The sequence below is a fragment of the Brasilonema angustatum genome (assembly GCF_059505445.1).
Genome location: NZ_JCACKO010000140.1, coordinates 136,827 through 155,152, shown reverse-complemented (window position 1 = coordinate 155,152; position 18,326 = coordinate 136,827). Strand labels below are relative to the sequence as shown.

The following is an 18,326-nucleotide window of genomic DNA, read 5'->3' as shown; positions in this document are numbered from 1 at the left end:
TTTCTCAAAGCCTTACTGTATAACGGTTCTAAAATGTGCAAGTTAGGAGTTAACTTAAATAGCTCAATTTTGAAGCATTTAAGCAATCCTACTCATGCTAGTTGAGGGGCATTTTATTTTTTGTATCTCCTTAACTTGTCGGATCATGTCGTTATGATGTTATTCTTTTAAAAAAGAATAATAAAATAATCAAATTTGAGGATTTACTTTACCGGTTATGGATGCGAAATTGAAGCATCTAAAAGCGAATACGGCATGAACAGTTGAATTTACCCAAAAAACCATCTCATAACAAGGCATCTGCATATCTTTTGGTAGCAGAGGCACTGGTTAAGATGCTTAAACATATGAGAGAGAGTGCAAAACGAACCATGCATAATGAGTTTTTCATTGATACTGAATCGGGGTGTATTATGCCTAACGAAGTAGCGGTGGATACTGCCAACCGCGCTTTGGTGCATCGACCCGCTTCTACTGGGAGCGGCGATTCCTTGACCCCAAAAATGATTGACGCAGACAGCATAGCTAAAACCCAGAAGCTTTTAGATAAGGCGATCGCATATGCGTGGTACACAGTGAAGTCCGAGCGCAGACCACCTGTCTTAACCCCCAGACGTTGGGTATGGCAACTCGCAAGTTCTTACCATCTGACTCACTCGACTCCACGCCTGATGGAGGAAGCGCGAAAGCGCTTTGTAGCAGTGGGTTGTGAGAGTTTGGCGCAGTGGGCTGCACAGAAAGTTAGAGAGGAACTGGGTCATGACCAACTCGCCCTGCTTGATATCCAGTCAATGGGATATGATGCCCTTGCTGTGGTGAAAGCGCTCCTTCCTCCAGCAGCGAAGTCTTTAGTAAATTATTTTACCCAGAGTGTGCAGGCGACCGATCCGATTAGTTGCGTCGGCTACTCCTATACGATGGAACGCCTAGCGTTAGGCATCACAGAGAAGTATATCCAGGTAGTGGAAGCTCTACTTCCTTCAGGCATGCAAGCTACTCGCTGTTTGCGTGTACACAGTAGTGTGGGTAGTGATGTAGAGCATGTGAAGGAGATGGTGGAGATGGTTGCAGGGCTTGCTCCCCAAAAGCGTGTCCGCGTAGGTGCAGCTTGTTACGAAACTGCACTGCTGTATTTCAGATCATCTAAGGAGGGCTGTATATCAGAGGAAGAACTTCAGAATGTGTTGGAACCCTTAAAGTTACATACACATGCTTGTGGGTGAGTTTGATATTGTCACCTGCCGACAAAATGACCCGAAAACCTAGGACAACTTGTCTGAGGTACCTTTAACCATACTGTCCGAGACAACTACAAGGAGAATACAATGACAACTACAACGACTACAAGTATCGAACAACAATCTTTGCAGCAAGATTTCACCCGCTGCCTGATTGAGAACAACGTCGAAGACTTGTTCAAAGTTTTGAATATCATGGAAGTTGATTTGGATGGCATTTTAGTCAATGAATTCGAGCCTGGATTGCTCACTCAGTTAGGCTCTTTCTGATAGATTCCGGTTTTCCATCCGTTTAATGGCTCACAGTTGATCTAAGTGAAGTTCCTCCTTAAGAGGAACTTCACTTAGGTCAATGTCCTAAAGAGGACAATTACGACTTTGAAATCAGAAATGATCTCTAGCTGAGTTGGATACTTACTTTAAAAGAAACGGAAATGAGTTCAGCAAAAATACCGAAAATCACGAATCAAGAAATTGAAGCTTTTGAACAAGATGGTGTTGTTTGCTTGAGAGGTCTGTTTGAAGATGTATGGTTGGAACGTCTCCGGTCCGCAGTTGACTGGAATATGACCAACCCTGGTCCAATAGCTACAAACCTGACGCAGGGAGGTCGCTTACATCTGGATGTTTTCATGTGGACTAGAAATTCCGATTTTCGTGCTTTTGTCTTTGAATCTCCTGTAGCTGCAATCGCGGCACAAATACTCAAAGCAGAAAAAGTCCACTTTTTATTTGACCACCTGCTAGTCAAAGAGCCTGGGTATATAAAACCTATTCTGTGGCATAACGACCACCCTGATTGGCCCTTACAAGGCTGGAATATGTGTTCGCTCTGGGTAGCGCTCGATCCTGTTACCAAAGAAACTGGTGGGGTGCAGTACATCAAAGGTTCGCACCAATGGCGCAAGTGGCTCCGTCAAAAAGATGCCCTTGCGGAAGCAGTAGCTCACTCAGCATCGCTGGAATTGCTTTCTTGGAATATGGCTCCGGGTGACTGCTTAGTGCATCATGCGCTCACGATTCATGCTTCATCAGGCAATGCATCTACTAGTACACGACGTCGCGCCCTGGTAACCCGTTGGGCTGGTGATGGTGTTACTTACGATCCTCGCCCCGATACGTTTATCACTCATATCAACAAGATTGGCGTCAAAGAAGTTAACTCAATTCATCGCCTTCACGCTGGTGATTCTATAGATTGTGACCTTTTTCCTCAGCTTTGGCCACGCGCTTGATATGGGGGCTTTTTCAATCAACTGCCCCCAGAGCTTTCAATGTAGCAATAGTTGCTTCAGTTAAACCTGTAACCCCCGTGATGTTCATGCGCACATAAGGTTTTTCTGCTTTGAGAGTTTTAAAGCACTCGCCTGTTCTTAAATGCCAAAGCTTAATTGTCTCATCTTCGCTACCACTGGCCAGAGTCTGACGATCAGGACTAAAGGCAGTTGACCAGACCCAACTTGTATGTCCCTGTAAAGTTCTTTTGCACTGACCTGTGCTGACATCCCATAACTTGACTGTAGAGTCATGACTGCCACTGGCTAGCATCTGACCATCAGGACTAAAGGCAACTGATCGTACCCAATTTGTATGTCCCTGCAAAGTTTTGAGGCATTCTCCTGTGCTGGCACTCCATAACCTGACTGTGTGATCTATACTGGCACTCGCCACAGTGTCACCATCAGGACTAAAGGCAACTGACCAAACCCAATTTATATGTCCATGGAAAATTCTGAGGCATTTACCTGTGGTGACATCCCACAACCTGATCGTTTTGTCCCAAGCACCACTAACTAAGGTCGTGCCTTGAGGACTGAAGGCAACTGACCAGACCGCATCAGTATGTCCCTGAAAAGTTCTGAGGCATTTACCTGTGGTGACATCCCACAACCTCACTGTTTGGTCTTCACTGCCACTCACCAGCGTCTGACCGTTAGGACTGAAACTCGTTGACCATATCCGAGCACTATGTCCGTGTAAAGTTCTTAAGGCAAGACCTGTGCTGACACTCCATAGCTTCGCTGTTTTGTCTCCACTACAACTGACTAGGGTATTACCTTGTGGGCTAAAGGCAACTGAATATACCCAATTAGAATGTCCCCGACAAGTTCTTTTGCATTCACCAGTGTTAACATCCCACAACTTCACTGTGTGATCTACACTGCCACTTGTCAGCATTTGGCTATCCAGGCTAAAGGCGACTGATGTTACTTGGTTGGAATATCCCTGAAAAGTTCTTCTGCATTCACTAGTGCTAACATCCCATAACTTCACCGTCTGGTCATAACTACCACTTGCCACGATATCACCTTGCGTTCTGAAGGCAATTGACCAAACAAAATTGGAATGTCCCTGAAAAGTTCTTTTGCACTCACCAGTGCTAACATCCCATAACTTCACCGTCTGGTCAAAACTGCCACTTGCTAGGATATCACCTTGCGATCTGAAGGCAACCGACATAACGCGATTGGAATGTCCTTGGAAAATTTTGAGGCATTCACCTGTACTAACATCCCATAACCTCACCGTTTGGTCTTCACTACCACTCGCCAGAGTCTGACCATCCGGACTGAGGGAGATTGACCGTACCCCACCACAATGTCCCCGGAAAGTTTTTTTGCATTCACCTGTATTAACATCCCACAACCTGATGGTGTGGTCTCCACTGCTACTCACCAGCGTCTGACCATCAGGACTAAAGGCAATTGATAGTACCCAATTGGAATGTCCCTGCAAAGTTTGAAGGCATTCACCTGTGCTGACACTCCAAAGCCGAACCGTCTGGTCCTTACTGCCACTCGCCAGCATCTTTCCATCAGGACTAAAGGCAACTGACCAGACATTATCATGTCCCTGCAAAGTTTGAAGGCATTGACCTGTACTGACATCCCACAGCTTCACAGTATAGTCAGTACTACTGCTAGCAAGGGTACTACCATCAGAACTGAAGGCGAGTGATACGACCCAATTGGTGTGATCCTTGCAGGTAAGGATGTGTTTCTCATCCGCAACTTGCCACAAGCGAATCTCTCCATTGGTATCACCCATAGCCAAAAGTTTACCATCAGGACTAAAGGCGACCGACAGGACACCGCCGAAGGTTTCAGCAAAAACAGATTTAGTTAGATTAGCATGAGCAAAATTGGTATTGTACAATTTTATACACCGTAAGTCTGCTTGCCAAACAGTTAAATAAGAAAAATCATAACCACTTAGATCAGTTTCCAAATGACAAAGCAAATTGAGAACATTTCCAGCCGTATACCCTGGTTCTAGCGGAGATTCTTCTCGCTGCCTTGCTAGAATTTGTGTTAACTGATTTACAAGATTTTTATTGGTTCTAAAAACAGTGAGCAGCCCATTTATAACTGGTTGGAGGATAAGGCGAATTTGAGTTTCCCTCACATAGTCCTTCGCCGTCGCCTTCATCAAAGCATGAGACCTGAACAAATCGATATTGTGAGTTTCAATTTCTCCACAAACCAACTCTATCAATACCTGAGTGACATACTCCATAACGATAGGTTGTAGAGTGAAAGTTGCTGGACTTTTCTCAACTAGCGTAGACATAGAGCGAAACTCTTTCCGCAGGGTAGCCTTCTCGATTAGCGATCGCCTAACCAGAGATTCTAAAGCCTCCAGTAATTTTTGTGGTGGTATTGGTAATACAATGTCTTCTCGCAATTGTGATAGCGAAACTGGCTCACGATTAATCACTAGCCAATACATTATTTCTTTTTCTAAATCTGACAAGCGCTCAAACTGCTGGTCTAGAATATCACGAATATCGCCAAAAACACCTGTATTCTGTTGCAAAAATTCAGTGACATTACCATCAAAGACATCAACAATTGTCGTAGCAACTATCTTTAAAGCCAATGGATTCCCTGTATAAAGTTTAATTATTGCTTTCCATTCTTCCTCTGCTGCAGATAGCCCCTTAACTTTAAAAATTTCCTGACCTTCGTCCACCTTTAAACCACTTAATTGTAGGCAGCGAACGGGTAATTTTTGTCCTTTGAGTAATGCCACTTCTTTAGGTATTTCCCGACTAGTCAGCACTAAGCAGCTTTGGTGACTTGCTTCTCCTACCTGTCTGAAAAGCTCACCATACCCTTCATATCCTTCTCGATATTGTCCAGCTCGACTTCCACTGCGGAGAATTGACTCTACATTATCAAGTATCACCAAACAGCGATTATTTTGTAAAAAATAGACTAATCGTGATATTTTTTCACTTAAATTTTCTGGTAAGTTATTTTCTGTTTCCTGCTGATCAGATAAAACTTGGATCAGGTTAGCAACAATAGTATTAACAGGTGGGGCTTCTCGTAGCGATCGCCAGATAACATACTCAAAGTCTTCCTGAATCTGTTGAGCAAGCTTGACAGACAGAGCAGTTTTGCCAATACCACCCATTCCTAATAGTGATACCAATCGGCAGCGCTCATCAAGAATCCATTCCTGTAGCGTGGTAAGCTCCTCTGTACGTCCATAAAAAACTGATGTAAAAGTAGCATCACCCCAATCTAAATGATTTTTTGAGTTTAAATAGTCAATTTTGTCTATTTTTACGCTAAAAACTGAAAAAAGCTTTTCAATACTTTTTTTATCAACCCCTGCTTCCCGATTGAGTACTTTTGAGATTGTACTGGAATATAACCCAGAAAGTGTGCTCATTTCTTCAAGAGTGTAGCTGTTGCCAAAATTTTCCTTTGTTTCTGACTTACGCTTTGCGTCCTGAAGTTTTTGTAAACCCTTATTAGTCAGTGCAACGCCGCGCTTACGTTTCCAATTTTGTAAAGTCATGCATTAAAAATATAGTTATGATAACTTAACTTTGACTGACTTGGGTTTGTGATCGAATAAAGAAGAAGGGGTGTAAGGGTGTAAGGGTGTAAGGGTGTAGGGGGGGAGCAATCGGTTGGGGTTTTAGACCGCAACCGTCTTGTTGACAACGCCCTAGTGGGAACGGTCACGCCTTACGGTGAGTCCAGCGCTGCGGGAGGGTCTCCCTCCGGAGCCACTTCTGTGCGGGGGTTCCCCCCGTTGAAGAATGTGGCGTCAGGCGACTGGGGAACCCGGAGGGCTATCGGGGAGAACCTCCGGTTCCGCTGCGAAGAGCGCAGTCACGCCCGAGAGCGGGAGAGCCGTCATTCGCGCTGTCTCACCAGAACAAGCGTGAGGGAGACCCTCATCAAGTACTGGCTCCCGTAAAAGACGGTGGGGTTTTAAACCCCATTGCACTCTTAGGGCGGGGTGTACATTTTCAAGTCTTTCCCCTACACACGCCAGATACCAAGTGAGGGAAACCCTCCTATGGCACAAAGTGCCACGCTACGCTATCAGTACTGGCTCCCCTACACCCCCACACCCCTACACCCAGGAGCGAAGCGATAAAGACTTTACGCAATTTTACAGCGTGAATACCGGACAATTGATCCACTACCAGATCTGACAAGCATGTGCTGAATATTTCATTAAGAACACTAAACCTATAGAATCTCTAGCAGATGAACAAGTAAATCGATTATGAGTGAAACCACAGAGACGATTTTCAGCAAAATCATTCGTCGAGAAATTCCAGCTGACATAATTTATGAAGATGACTTAGCGCTGGCATTTAGAGACATCAATTCCCAAGCCCCCGTCCACATTCTTGTCATTCCCAAAAAACCTATACCCAGACTCGCTGATGCCGAATCTGGTGATGATGCTCTCCTTGGACATCTTCTTTTAACAGCCAAGCGAGTTGCCGAACAAGCAGGACTTGCAAATGGCTATCGCGTTGTCATCAACACAGGTTCTGATGGGGGTCAAACTGTTTACCACTTGCATCTGCATATTTTGGGTGGACGCCAGATGGCATGGCCCCCAGGTTGATAGAGAAATAGGTAATATATGACACGTAGGGCGCGTTTCACTTACCAAACGCGCCCTATTTTGATGTTCCACAGTGCTGTGCTAGAAAAATAGGCGATAGGCCGTACATGCCCGGAGGGCAGTGAGGCGTTAGCACGTGACCCACAGACTGGTCGTGCTCCGGCTCCGTTGTTTTAAATAGCCGAGATGTGGGGAGTACGTTTCCAAACAGAACTGGATCTTTATATTTTAGAAACGGCACTTAAGACTTACAAGCAAGCTACACAAAAGGCAAAAGCAGAGAGGTATGATGATAAAAAAATGCTTTCAATTAATGTTTATCCTTCAAGTATTCTTCGCGCTGATATGAAAGTTTCTTAAGAAAATTTATCAGAAAGCAGAAGCTAATCTCAGGGAATAAACTGATGCTTGAGATTTCGGAAAAAACTCTCCTCCCATCAATTGTTGATAATGAAGGAAAAGGTTTAGAAAGCTTTAGAAGTATAGCAAGAAAATACAGGAAGAATTACGACGTCAAGTTTGCTGTTGATGACTTTGGAGTCGGCAATGCTTCCATTTCTAGGTTAGAAGAGGTCGATCCTACATATGTGAAGGTTGACAGAGAGATCCTTCACTTTGAAAAAAAACTAGGAAGAAGTATTATAGAATATCTTGTTAATCTCAAGTACGATTTTAACTGTTTTACAATCCTTGAAGGATTTGATGAGTGCAGCAACTTTTCATTGAGAGAACTGGTGGTTGAACTTGGGGTCGAATACATTCAGGGGCATAGTCTTGGCATCGCAACTCCCGAAATTAAGGCAAGATTTGATAAAGACCAATGTGAAAATATATTTGAGATCTTAAATTGGAGACAAAGCAGTAACCGAAATTGAAGCTATTCTTTCCCATTTCGCAACTTACAAAAATGTTACACTTAAAGACAAATCGTCCCTATATGACGGCTTATGTCTCCAGAATCTCCCGTATACCGTGACACAAGTGCAAGCGACTATAGTATAATATCAGTCCAAAATCTGAGCAAATTATATCCAGTCGCTGTTAAGGAACCAGGTATTGTCGGGACACTTACCCACTTTTTCCGCCGCACTTACCGACAAATCAAAGCAGTTGAAGATGTTTCCTTTGAAATTGCACCTGGTGAGGTGGTGGGCTTTTTGGGACCAAATGGCGCTGGTAAAACCACGACATTGAAAATGCTCACAGGGCTGATTCATCCATCTATTGGTCAAATCAGAGTGGCTGGACACGTTCCGTTTCGTCGCCAGGAAGGGTTTTTGCAAAAAATTACCCTGGTGATGGGGCAAAAACAGCAACTACTATGGGACTTGCCTGCTCTAGATTCTCTCAAGATTAATGCTGCTGTTTACAACATATCTGACAAAGAGTTCCGCCACCGGGTGGGGGAATTAACCGAGATGCTGTCGCTGTCCGGAAAACTAACGCAACCCGTGCGGAAGCTGTCTTTAGGTGAACGAATGAAGGCGGAATTGTTAGCAGCACTTTTACACCGTCCACAAGTCCTGTTTTTAGATGAACCAACACTAGGGTTAGATGTGAATGCTCAGGTGGGAGTGCGTGATTTCTTACGCGATTATAATCAACGATATCAGGCGACAGTGCTATTAACAAGCCATTACATGGCAGATATCACCGCTTTGTGTCAGCGGGTACTGCTGATTCACCAAGGACATTTGATCTATGACGGTAGTTTAGATGGTTTGCAGGAACGTTTTGCCCCTTACCGGGAAGTTCATTTGGAATTAACCCATGAGTTGCCCAAAGAAAAACTGATGTTATACGGTGATGTACGACAAATAGAAGGACGTTCCGTGTGTTTTATGGTACCACAAGAGGCACTCACTCGCACTGTCGCGAAGATTTTAGCAGATTTGGAGATTGTAGATTTGACAGTGACAGAACCAGCAGTTGAAGAGGTGATTGGGCGAGTTTTCCAAGCCGGAGTGGTCGTAGCACCTAGTCAATAAGGTGTTTGGTTGGTTACTGCAATCCGACCGTGCCCTTTGTTGATTTGCTGATAAATCTCACTGCCCAAATTATAATGTCAGTACGGTTGTTACTACTTTTACTTGCGAAGAATCTGCAATAGAGAAAGCTATTGCTACATTAGATGATATATAAAGAAAAATCGCTTTTTACTGCGTATTGACCCGCTCCTCAGACAAAACTATGAGTACAAATACCATTATTTCCAAGAATCCTTTACTGAAAGGCTCTGGTTTGCCTTCCTTTGGGGAGATTTCAGCAGAGTCTGTTGTACCAGCATTTAATCAACTGCTCGCAGAAATCGATCAGGAACTTACGACTTTAGAAGCTCATGTAAAACCTACTTGGAACGGTTTAGTAGAACCTCTGGAAAAGCTGACAGAACGCCTCAATTGGAGTTGGGGAATTGTAAACCATTTGATGGGTGTGAAAAATAGTTCTGAACTTCGCGAAGCATACGAAAGCGTACAGCCGCACGTCGTGCAATTTTCCAACAAGCTCGGTCAAAGCCAACCAATTTATAATGCTTTTAAGGCATTGCGTGCTAGTGATACTTGGGCAAAACTTGAGGAGTCTCAACAGCGTATTGTAGAAGCAGCTATCCGAGATGCGGAACTTTCTGGTGTTGGCTTGCAGGGCGAAGCAAAGGAACGTTTTAATGCCATTCAGATGGAGTTGGCAGAACTGTCTACCAAGTTTTCCAACCATCTGCTAGATGCAACCAAAGCGTTTAGTATGACTTTGACAAATCCAGAACAAATCGAGGGTTTACCTCCCAGTTTAGTGAGTTTAGCCGCACAAGCAGCACAAGCTGCGGGCGAAGAAAATGCGACAAGAGAAAATGGTCCTTGGCGCATCACTTTAGACTCGCCCAGTTATGGTCCTTTCATGCAGCATAGCACCCGACGGAATTTGCGGGAAAAACTATACAGAGCCTTTATTAGCCGTGCTTCTTCAGGAGAGTTGGATAACAACCCGTTGATTAAACGCATTTTGGAGTTGCGTCAAGAACTAGCAAAATTACTTGGCTTTGAAACATATGCTGAATTAAGCTTAGCCAGTAAAATGGCTCCTAATGTTCAAGCAGTTGAGTCCTTATTAGAAGAAATGCGTCGTGCTAGTTATGATGCTGCTATTAAGGAATTGGAAGAACTCAAAGCCTTTGCTGCATCTAAGGGTGCACCAGAAGCAAACGATTTGCAGCACTGGGACATCAGTTTTTGGGCAGAACGTCAACGAGAAGAAAAATTTGCTTTCACGGCTGAAGAATTACGCCCTTATTTCCCACTTCCTCAAGTGCTGGATGGCTTGTTTGGACTAGTGCAGCGACTATTTGGCATCACTATTAGCCCGAATGATGGGCAAGCCCCAGTTTGGCATGAGGATGTGCGTTACTTCCAAATTGCTAACGAAACAGGTCAGCCAATTGCCTACTTCTACCTTGATCCCTACAGCCGTCCACAAGAAAAGCGTGGCGGTGCTTGGATGGATGTTTGTATTAACCGTGGCAAAGTTACAAAAAATGGAGTAACCACTACCCGCTTACCTGTGGCGTATTTGGTGTGTAACCAAACTCCGCCAATTGGTGATCAGCCTAGCCTCATGACTTTCAATGAAGTCGAGACTTTGTTCCACGAGTTTGGTCATGGCTTGCATCATATGCTGACCAAAGTAGACTATGCTGCAGCTGCAGGCATCAATAACGTTGAGTGGGATGCAGTGGAATTACCCAGCCAGTTTATGGAAAACTGGTGCTACGACAGACCAACTTTGTTTGGTATGGCAAAACATTACCAAACTGGTGAACCTCTACCGGAACATTATTACCAAAAGTTACTGGCGGCAAAGAACTACATGAGTGGTAGTGGTACATTGCGACAAATCCACTTTAGCAGCCTTGACATAGAACTGCACCACCGCTATCGTCCTGATGGCGGCGAGACTCCAAAAGATGTGCGATCGCGCCTTGCCAAAACCACTACTGTTTTGCCACCACTACCAGAAGATTCATTTCTATGTGCTTTCGGACACATTTTTTCTGGTGGATATGCTGCTGGTTACTACAGTTATAAATGGGCGGAAGTGTTAAGTGCTGACGCTTTTGCCGCATTTGAAGAAGCTGGCTTAGATAATGAAAGTGCTCTAAAAGCTACAGGTAAGCGTTATCGTGATACAGTACTGGCTCTTGGTGGTAGTAAGCATCCAATGGACGTGTTTAAGTCGTTCAGGGGTCGTGAACCCAGTACTGAAGCTTTGCTCAAGCATAATGGCTTAGTAGCAGCGGCGTAACTCTCAACACCTCAGTTAGCTAGAGAAATTGATACTACTAACTGAGGAAACATAAATCAAAACAAAAAGCGACAATAAGCTGTTGTGCATTAAAAATGCACAACAGCAAGGCAGAAGGCAGACGGCAGAAGGCAGAAGGGAAGAGGGTTTCAATGATTGACTAAACCAAAACAATATGCAAGTTAAAAGCGCAACAGCTTCTTATTCAGATGCGGCTAATTTTACTTGAGCATACTGAATAAGAACTGCTGACTAAGCCTGCCATAGCGGACTTAGTCGAGCAGAGGAACTACTTGAAAAACAAACTTAGTGTGGCTGAACTCTAGCAGTACCTGCGTTCATTATTCCCTAATGTTTTTTCGTAAACAATAACTCAGAAATTTTATTCGTGTTTTCACGAAGTTTTAGTACAAAAAATTTTATTGTCACTTTACAAAAAAAATCACTAAATACTTAGCTTTCTCTGTTAAGATTATTACTTGAAATGCAAAATACAAAATAAGAGCCATACCATCCCAGACCATAGGGTTAATTACTGCCATTTTGGTGCAAATAAGTTACTTTATCTACCCAATAAAAGAATAACTGCAGACATAGCAGATTTGACGCTTTGAATTTTCAAAGCAGATTTATGCTGCTTAGGGATTTTTATACGCCAAGTCACCCAACCTAATGACCAAGTTTAGACAAGGAATTGTATGAAACAACATTTGCGTTTTGTTCGGCGTGTGCTGTTCGTTACGCCATTCATAGCTGGTTCTGCCTTAGCAACAGCACCTAGTCAAGCTGCTACTTTTGCTTACTCTCAAGGTGACTTCGATTTTACTAACTTTAGTCAAAAACCTTTGGCAATAGCAACTGATGTTAACGGCAATAGCCTTGCCATTGGCAAGGGTGGTATGGTGAAAGCTTTATCTCAAGCAACAGCAACTTTTGTAACTGGTCCTACTCCACCAGAAGCATCCAATTTTTCTTTGAGCCAAGCTTTGGGAGAAGGTAGAGATTATTTAGGACAAGCAAATACTCAGGCTACAGTTATCGGTAATTTTGTTGTAGATGCAAATACACAATGGTCTGTTGACTTTACAACAAATTTAAACCTGAAAACATCAATAGATAATCCACCAGCAGAAAATGCAAGAGCAGCCGGAGATATATCTTTCGCATTGATCGACACCACGAATAACAGTATCTTAGATTTCTTCGACTTAACAGGAAATGTAGAGACTCTAGGTGATAACGATTTTATCGCATTTCAAAAAAGCGACAATGTGAGTTTGAATAATCCAGTCACCACGTCTAATTTTGGGGGAAATCAAGAATCTGCGACAGCTTCCATTCAGGGTTCTGTGCAACGTTATTTTGCCAACGAAACAAATGTCGCTTTAGTAGAAGTTAAGAGGAATCGGGCTAGAGTTGTAGTACCAGAACCTTCTACTACTCTGGCTTTACTGTCCTGTTGTAGCCTTCTTGGGGTTGTCACCAAAGCCAAACGTAAAGCAATGACTTTAGTACGCTCATTGAAAGAAAAGAACTGCTAAAGGTTAATACGCTATAGTGACCAAAAGCGATGATGCAGACTTTTGGTCACTCTATCTGTATCCACCCACTGATGCTGAATAGTAAAACGCAAGTGTGTTTCATACCAAGTGTGTTTCATACAGATATGCTTGTTTGTATTTCTCCTTTGCCCTTTAACTGAAAAGTATTGGCCAAGGAAGCGTTAGACCGATTTATCGAAATATTGGAAAACTTGCATACCAGCTAGCTTGGCTCTCTGTCGCTACAATTTTCCTTCAATTCAGGGTGCACCGCACAAGGGAGGAGCATCTCTCCCGAAAAATACTTGCAGCTGCCGCACGCAATGGGAATCACCAATGGGGGCTTGATTGGTGGTGGTGTGGTTGGAGTTGGGGGTTTTCGCAAACGGGCGATCACTAATCCTCCAACAACCATCAGTACACCACCACTGTCGCTTGCACAGCTAAAAACCATAAGTTTGTGGATCGCTGGACGTTGTGATTCTAGTGCATGACCCACTGAAATCAATGCAGTACTAGTTGCAGATGTCACCAGTGCTGCGCCACCAATGCTTACTGCAAATACTCCCAGAGTATAGGCACTAACAGAAATTACTTCTAGAAATTCGTCTTTGGTTATCATAGAGAAGCCCTGTGTGATGTTTTTGTGGTAGCGGCTAAAAATTGATTTGTTCTAGGTTACTATTCGCACTTACTATTTAGTGTGATTAAACACATCATATGGAAATAATTAGATATAAGAATGATAATTATGCAAGAGAGGGGAGAGCTGAGCTAAGCTCGGTTCTCCCCTCCCTAATATTTTGATTATCATTTAGGATTGCTATATAGGACTCCTATTTGATTTTTGAAAAAAACTCAGTATACCTTTATTGCTTTTTCCCTGTTAAGCGTTAAGCGTTCCCTGCCCTGACGAGTTGTTCACCCTATGGCTAACGCCACGCCTTACGGCTATTGGGGAGAACCTCCGGTTCCGCTAGCCCCTAAGGGGGCCGGAGCTAACGCGCTCCGCCAGATGCCTCTGTCGGGAAACCCTCCTGCAGCACTGATCTCACCAAATCAAACCGGATTCCTGTAGCTACTCACAAATTCGTTATTAATCTTGCCTTTCTCAACAAATATTGCAGAGCTGTCTCTTCTCTAGAAATAATATCAGCTGTCGCAGACATCCCAGCTTGAAGATGACATTTGTATTCACCATGTCCGAAAGAAAGTGTTTCTGGTTTTACTGTGACTTCAAAGTTGCTAGTACCAGCAGTTGAAGAACCAGTGGTTCCTGTACCAGAATTGCTACCAGATGTTATGGCGTCTGGAGAAATGGTGCTAACAGTACCTTTAAGAGTGCCGTAATCAGGATAGGGACATGCATCAACTCGCAATTGCACTTTTTGAGCAACTGCGACTTTTTTTACATCAGCAGAAGGAATTATGACTTTAATGAGTAGAGGAGCATTAAGAGGAACAATTTGGGCAATAGGTTCGCTAGTACGGACAACTTGACCTGGGTTATAGACATTGAGCTTAAGAATAATGCCGTTACTGGTGGCACGAATGATGCTACTTTTGAGTTGAGTATCAAGTTGTTGCAGGTCTTTTCGAGATTGGTTGATTTGGTTTTGTGTTTCAGAACGCCGCTGAATTAAAGCTTCTTTTTCTTTGAGTAAAGTTGCGATAGTTGCTTGACCTTTAGCAATTTCTTGCTCAACGCGTTTTTTTGCCATCTCAACCGTTGCGTTGCTGGGATTAACAGCAGCTTTAGCTGATTTAACTTTGGCTTTGGCGATATCAATGGCTTTTTGTTGACCTTGTAGTATTAATTTTGTTTGTTCAACAACTAGTTTTTTCTGTTCAAAATCACGCCGACCAATTGCTCCAGTTTCTGACAACTGCTGATAGCGATCGCTATCTACCATAGCAAAGTCTAAATCTACCTTGGCTTTTTGCAAGTCTGCTTCTGCTTTCTGCAAATTTGCTTCTGCACCTAGTGAGTCGCTTGTCGTTGTGATTTGTCGTTCTTGATATTCCCGTTGACTACGTGCCAATTCCGCTTTTGCAGAAGAAATGGTCTGTTCTATGACTTGCTTTTCAGCACTAACCTGAACATCTAAACTTTTGATTTGAGCATACATTTGAATAAGCTGTAACTTGCTCTGCTCAATATTGCCTTTGATCTGGCTCTTTTTGATTTGCAGTTGATCATCATTCAAAACAGCGATCGCATCTCCCTGCTTGACCATTTGATTTTCTTTGACAAAAATTTCTTTAACAGTTCCTTCTATTTCTGGTTGTACTAGCCGGAGGTCTCCTGTGGGGCGCACATTAGCACTAGCTTTCACTGTGACATTGTATTTTATAGAGGAGGCAAGGCTAAATATAGTAGCGACAGTTCCAACAAGAAATACTCCAGCTAAAGATGTCCAAGGACTAATAGGAGGGAGAAACCCATCACTTTCAACTGAGGTAATTTGATGTGATGGTAGAAGTTTTTGATTATGTGTATGCATAATGACTAATTTTTAATTGTTAATTGCTACTTGAGTTTCTAAATCTCTTTTTTGAGTCATTAGCCATTAACTAAACTATCAAAAAGTCCAAATGGTCTCCTTCTTTTGATCGTAAATCTGAAAGAGTTCCTTGAAGTTTTAATCTGCCTTGATCTAACATTACAACCCAATCAGCACGATTAATAACTTTGGGACGATGGGTAATCAAAATCGTAGTTTTACCGTGACGGTGTTGAAACAGTTTATCCAGCACAAGGTTCTCGCTCACTGGATCAAGTCCAGAGGTAGATTCATCTAAAATGAGGATTGCTGGATCTGTGGCTATAGCTCGTGCTATTGCTAGTCGTTGACGTTGTCCACCAGAAATATTTGCGCCAAATTCACCTAAAATCGTTTGATATTTCTCGGGTAAATTACTAATAAAATCATCGGCTTCTGCAATTTGGCAAGCTTGCACAATCTCCTCAAAAGTTAATTGTGGTCTTCCTATGCGAAAGTTTTCAAGAATGGAACGACTCCAAAAGTGAGCGTCTTGAGGAACTAAAACCACCTGTTGACGCAGACAATCAAGAGGGAGGTCATCTAAGTTATACAGTCCAATACGAATATTTCCTGATTGCAGTGGATACAATCCAGCAATGACTTTAGCTAAAGTGCTTTTACCACAGCCGGATTTACCAATCAAGGCAACAACTTTTCCACCCGGAATTGTTATCGAAAAGTCTTCTAATAAGTCAAGCCGACCTGCATAGTGAAAGTTAACTTGACGACAAATAATATCGGCATTTGGTTGTATTCGAGCAAATGGCTTTTTGGCGTCATCTTCACTATGTTCTGGGGTTGCATCTATAACTTCTGTCAGGCGTTGTGTGGCAGTTTTGGCACGGGTAAATCGATCAACAAAATTAATGATAGTACTAATTAAGCCCAGGAAATTAGCATTCATCGAGTTAAATGCTAGCAATTGCCCGATACTTAAATTCTCCGCTGGGTTACTCACCAAATTACCGCCAAACCATAGTAAAACAATGCTGCCAATAGCAGAAACCAAACTAGAGAAGCTATTGTTGATAATGCTAATCTGAATAGTCCGGAGTGTGACGTTAGCCAGATGGCTAAATCGGGTTTGAAATTCATCCCAAAATTGGGGTGCGGCTGTGGTACTTTTGAGAGTGAGTGCGCCTTTAAATGTTTCTACTAAAATACCTTGTGTTTCTGCTTCTGTGACCAAAAGTTCACGAGTTTTTTGCCGTAAACTAGGCTGAAATACTATCGTAGATAAAGTCATCACCACAGAGACGAACATCGCTACTATCGTTAGTTTCCAGCTATAGAAAACCATCAAACTCAAAGAAATGATCGCAATAAAAAATCTACTGGGCAGAGAGATAACAACTTGAGCAACTAACTGATTAATCTCGTTGATGTCTCGCAACCGACTCACAATTTCCCCGCTACGTCGAGATTCGTAGTAAGAAAGAGGTAATCGCAGAATAGCTCTTCCAAATTCTAGGACTAGTCCTAGTTGTAGACGTTGGGCAAAGTGAGCGATTAAGTTAGACTGCACCCAGGAAAGACTGCTAGCAATCAAATTCATGACTACGACGGCGATCGCCACAGTCGTCAGTAGCCTCGTATCACCACGCACCAGCACATCATCAGTTAGGAGTTGCAGCAGAAAAGGGGAAGCTAAAGAGAGTAATCCCAGTAGGAAATTTAACGGCAAAGCTTGCGCTAAAATTCCGCGAAAAATCCAGACACGTCGGAAAAAACGCCAAAAACCTCCAACCTGATCGTTTTTTTGCTCTAAAAAGCGAACTGGATCTGGCTCTACCAAAAGCATCAACCAATCCGTCCAAGCCTCTGCTAAATCTTTTTTAGAAAGATAACGGATTCCTACTGCTGGATCAGCGACGACACATTTGTTGCCTTTCTTGCCGTATAAAACAACCCAATGACACCCTTTCCAGTGAATAATTGCTGGTAAGGGCGCTTCATTCATCCGATTTAACAATTCTGCCGAAGTTCTGACATGGCGAGCTTTAAACCCGAGTGTTTCTGCTCCTCGTTTCAGCCCTAATAAAGTTGTGCCTAATTGTCCAGTACCGACTGCCTCACGGATATGATTCAGCGTGAAAGTACGTCCATGATGTCTAGCGATAGAAGCTAGACAAGCAGCACCGCAATCTTCTTCACTGTATTGTAAGATATGAGCGTATTTCATAAAGAAATGCTTGTCTGTACGTCTCCTGTGTTTGAAATCAGTAGAACACTCAACACTATCCCTCACTCCCTTAGAATGTTTCTTGAAAGCGCCCCACAGGCGGCGATTGCGCAGGGCGCAGACGCCAAAGGCGTATCGCGCGCCATCCGTTATGAATAAAAGAACACTCTTTTTCCCCTACACCCCTAAACCCCCACAGCCCTACACCCCTACACCCCTACACCCCTACACCCCTGTGTTTCTTCAGAGGTGTGGTCAGGAATACGCGACTCAGCGCCAAAAATCAGACAAAGGGTGTGGTAAAATTATGCACTAGCATTAGCCTGCAAACCATTCTTGCCCACGCCCTTTGTGTTGATTGATATGCTCCTATCGTTGCTGTATAGCCCCGAGCAACAATAGGAATATAAAGCAACAATGCAACACCAGTAAACTTGTGAGTGTTTTAAGAACTAGCTATCAGCTTTGCTATAGTTCAGTTGTTGTAGTTAACTTGTGCCGAAATTGTTAATGACGACTTAGCCTCCGTGTCACTTACTGATGCGCTTCCATTGAGATCAGTAGAGTAGGTGCCGCTATCCACTCCTGTGCTAGCCGCAACAGTACCTTCTACGGTAGCTGTGTTGCTGAAACCGCCAAC

At 43.3% G+C, this 18,326-nt stretch carries 13 protein-coding genes; 9 read left to right on the top strand and 4 right to left on the bottom strand.

Going from position 1 to position 18,326, the window contains the following annotated elements; translation table 11 throughout:
* Positions 1 to 371: 371 nt before the first annotated feature.
* The 3 genes from AC5JM2_RS27530 to AC5JM2_RS27520 all read left to right on the top strand — a co-directional run bounded on the left by AC5JM2_RS27530 (position 372) and on the right by AC5JM2_RS27520 (position 2,473).
* Entirely contained in the window at positions 372 to 1,223 is an 852-nt protein-coding gene (locus AC5JM2_RS27530) for an iron-containing redox enzyme family protein (RefSeq protein ID WP_495837993.1), read from the top strand.
* Between the two features lie 102 nt (positions 1,224 to 1,325).
* The gene (locus tag AC5JM2_RS27525) at positions 1,326 to 1,508 is read left to right on the top strand and encodes a hypothetical protein (RefSeq protein WP_495837991.1); all 183 of its coding nucleotides are present in this window, start codon (positions 1,326 to 1,328) and stop codon (positions 1,506 to 1,508) included.
* Between the two features lie 164 nt (positions 1,509 to 1,672).
* Complete coding sequence (locus AC5JM2_RS27520) at positions 1,673 to 2,473, top strand: phytanoyl-CoA dioxygenase family protein (protein WP_495837989.1); 801 nt, start codon at positions 1,673 to 1,675, stop codon at positions 2,471 to 2,473.
* 13 nt (positions 2,474 to 2,486) lie between these two features.
* On the opposite strand, the gene AC5JM2_RS27515 is transcribed toward AC5JM2_RS27520, so the two are convergent.
* Positions 2,487 to 6,047 carry a WD40 domain-containing protein gene (locus AC5JM2_RS27515; protein WP_495837987.1) on the bottom strand — a complete coding sequence of 1,187 codons (3,561 nt, stop codon included), beginning with the start codon at positions 6,045 to 6,047 and terminating at the stop codon, positions 2,487 to 2,489.
* A 723-nt stretch (positions 6,048 to 6,770) separates the two neighbouring features.
* Here AC5JM2_RS27515 and AC5JM2_RS27510 point away from each other — a divergent pair.
* The 6 genes from AC5JM2_RS27510 (at position 6,771) to AC5JM2_RS27485 (ending at position 12,958) form a co-directional block, all read left to right on the top strand.
* On the top strand, positions 6,771 to 7,121 hold the full coding sequence (locus AC5JM2_RS27510) for a histidine triad nucleotide-binding protein (RefSeq protein ID WP_495837985.1): 351 nt from the start codon (positions 6,771 to 6,773) through the stop codon (positions 7,119 to 7,121).
* A gap of 186 nt (positions 7,122 to 7,307) precedes the next feature.
* Positions 7,308 to 7,481: a hypothetical protein gene (locus AC5JM2_RS27505; RefSeq protein WP_495837983.1), complete on the top strand. Its 174-nt coding sequence runs from the start codon at positions 7,308 to 7,310 to the stop codon at positions 7,479 to 7,481.
* A gap of 44 nt (positions 7,482 to 7,525) precedes the next feature.
* The gene (locus AC5JM2_RS27500) at positions 7,526 to 7,996 is read left to right on the top strand and encodes an EAL domain-containing protein (protein ID WP_495837982.1); all 471 of its coding nucleotides are present in this window, start codon (positions 7,526 to 7,528) and stop codon (positions 7,994 to 7,996) included.
* Between the two features lie 72 nt (positions 7,997 to 8,068).
* Entirely contained in the window at positions 8,069 to 9,109 is a 1,041-nt protein-coding gene (locus AC5JM2_RS27495) for an ABC transporter ATP-binding protein (RefSeq protein WP_495837981.1), read from the top strand.
* 202 nt (positions 9,110 to 9,311) lie between these two features.
* Entirely contained in the window at positions 9,312 to 11,417 is a 2,106-nt protein-coding gene (locus AC5JM2_RS27490; protein WP_495837980.1) for a M3 family metallopeptidase, read from the top strand.
* Positions 11,418 to 12,115: 698 nt separating this feature from the next.
* A complete protein-coding gene (locus tag AC5JM2_RS27485; RefSeq protein WP_495837979.1) occupies positions 12,116 to 12,958 on the top strand; it encodes a hypothetical protein in 843 nt (280 codons plus the stop codon).
* Positions 12,959 to 13,181: 223 nt separating this feature from the next.
* On the opposite strand, the gene AC5JM2_RS27480 is transcribed toward AC5JM2_RS27485, so the two are convergent.
* From AC5JM2_RS27480 to AC5JM2_RS27470, 3 genes are all read right to left on the bottom strand, one after another.
* Positions 13,182 to 13,580, bottom strand: coding sequence for a hypothetical protein (locus tag AC5JM2_RS27480; RefSeq protein WP_495837978.1), 399 nt, complete (start codon positions 13,578 to 13,580; stop codon positions 13,182 to 13,184).
* A 460-nt stretch (positions 13,581 to 14,040) separates the two neighbouring features.
* Positions 14,041 to 15,465: an HlyD family secretion protein gene (locus AC5JM2_RS27475; RefSeq protein WP_495838001.1), complete on the bottom strand. Its 1,425-nt coding sequence runs from the start codon at positions 15,463 to 15,465 to the stop codon at positions 14,041 to 14,043.
* A 67-nt stretch (positions 15,466 to 15,532) separates the two neighbouring features.
* Complete coding sequence (locus tag AC5JM2_RS27470; RefSeq protein ID WP_495837977.1) at positions 15,533 to 17,686, bottom strand: peptidase domain-containing ABC transporter; 2,154 nt, start codon at positions 17,684 to 17,686, stop codon at positions 15,533 to 15,535.
* Between the last annotated feature and the right edge of the window lie 640 nt (positions 17,687 to 18,326).

Coding starts and splice junctions, on each gene's coding strand:
- AC5JM2_RS27530 (WP_495837993.1), top strand. CDS start 372: ATGCATAATGAGTTTTTCATTGATACTGAATCGGGGTGTATTATGCCT.
- AC5JM2_RS27505 (WP_495837983.1), top strand. CDS start 7,308: ATGTGGGGAGTACGTTTCCAAACAGAACTGGATCTTTATATTTTAGAA.
- AC5JM2_RS27470 (WP_495837977.1), bottom strand. CDS start 17,686: ATGAAATACGCTCATATCTTACAATACAGTGAAGAAGATTGCGGTGCT.
- AC5JM2_RS27525 (WP_495837991.1), top strand. CDS start 1,326: ATGACAACTACAACGACTACAAGTATCGAACAACAATCTTTGCAGCAA.
- AC5JM2_RS27510 (WP_495837985.1), top strand. CDS start 6,771: ATGAGTGAAACCACAGAGACGATTTTCAGCAAAATCATTCGTCGAGAA.
- AC5JM2_RS27490 (WP_495837980.1), top strand. CDS start 9,312: ATGAGTACAAATACCATTATTTCCAAGAATCCTTTACTGAAAGGCTCT.
- AC5JM2_RS27520 (WP_495837989.1), top strand. CDS start 1,673: ATGAGTTCAGCAAAAATACCGAAAATCACGAATCAAGAAATTGAAGCT.
- AC5JM2_RS27485 (WP_495837979.1), top strand. CDS start 12,116: ATGAAACAACATTTGCGTTTTGTTCGGCGTGTGCTGTTCGTTACGCCA.
- AC5JM2_RS27480 (WP_495837978.1), bottom strand. CDS start 13,580: ATGATAACCAAAGACGAATTTCTAGAAGTAATTTCTGTTAGTGCCTAT.
- AC5JM2_RS27500 (WP_495837982.1), top strand. CDS start 7,526: ATGCTTGAGATTTCGGAAAAAACTCTCCTCCCATCAATTGTTGATAAT.
- AC5JM2_RS27495 (WP_495837981.1), top strand. CDS start 8,069: ATGTCTCCAGAATCTCCCGTATACCGTGACACAAGTGCAAGCGACTAT.
- AC5JM2_RS27515 (WP_495837987.1), bottom strand. CDS start 6,047: ATGACTTTACAAAATTGGAAACGTAAGCGCGGCGTTGCACTGACTAAT.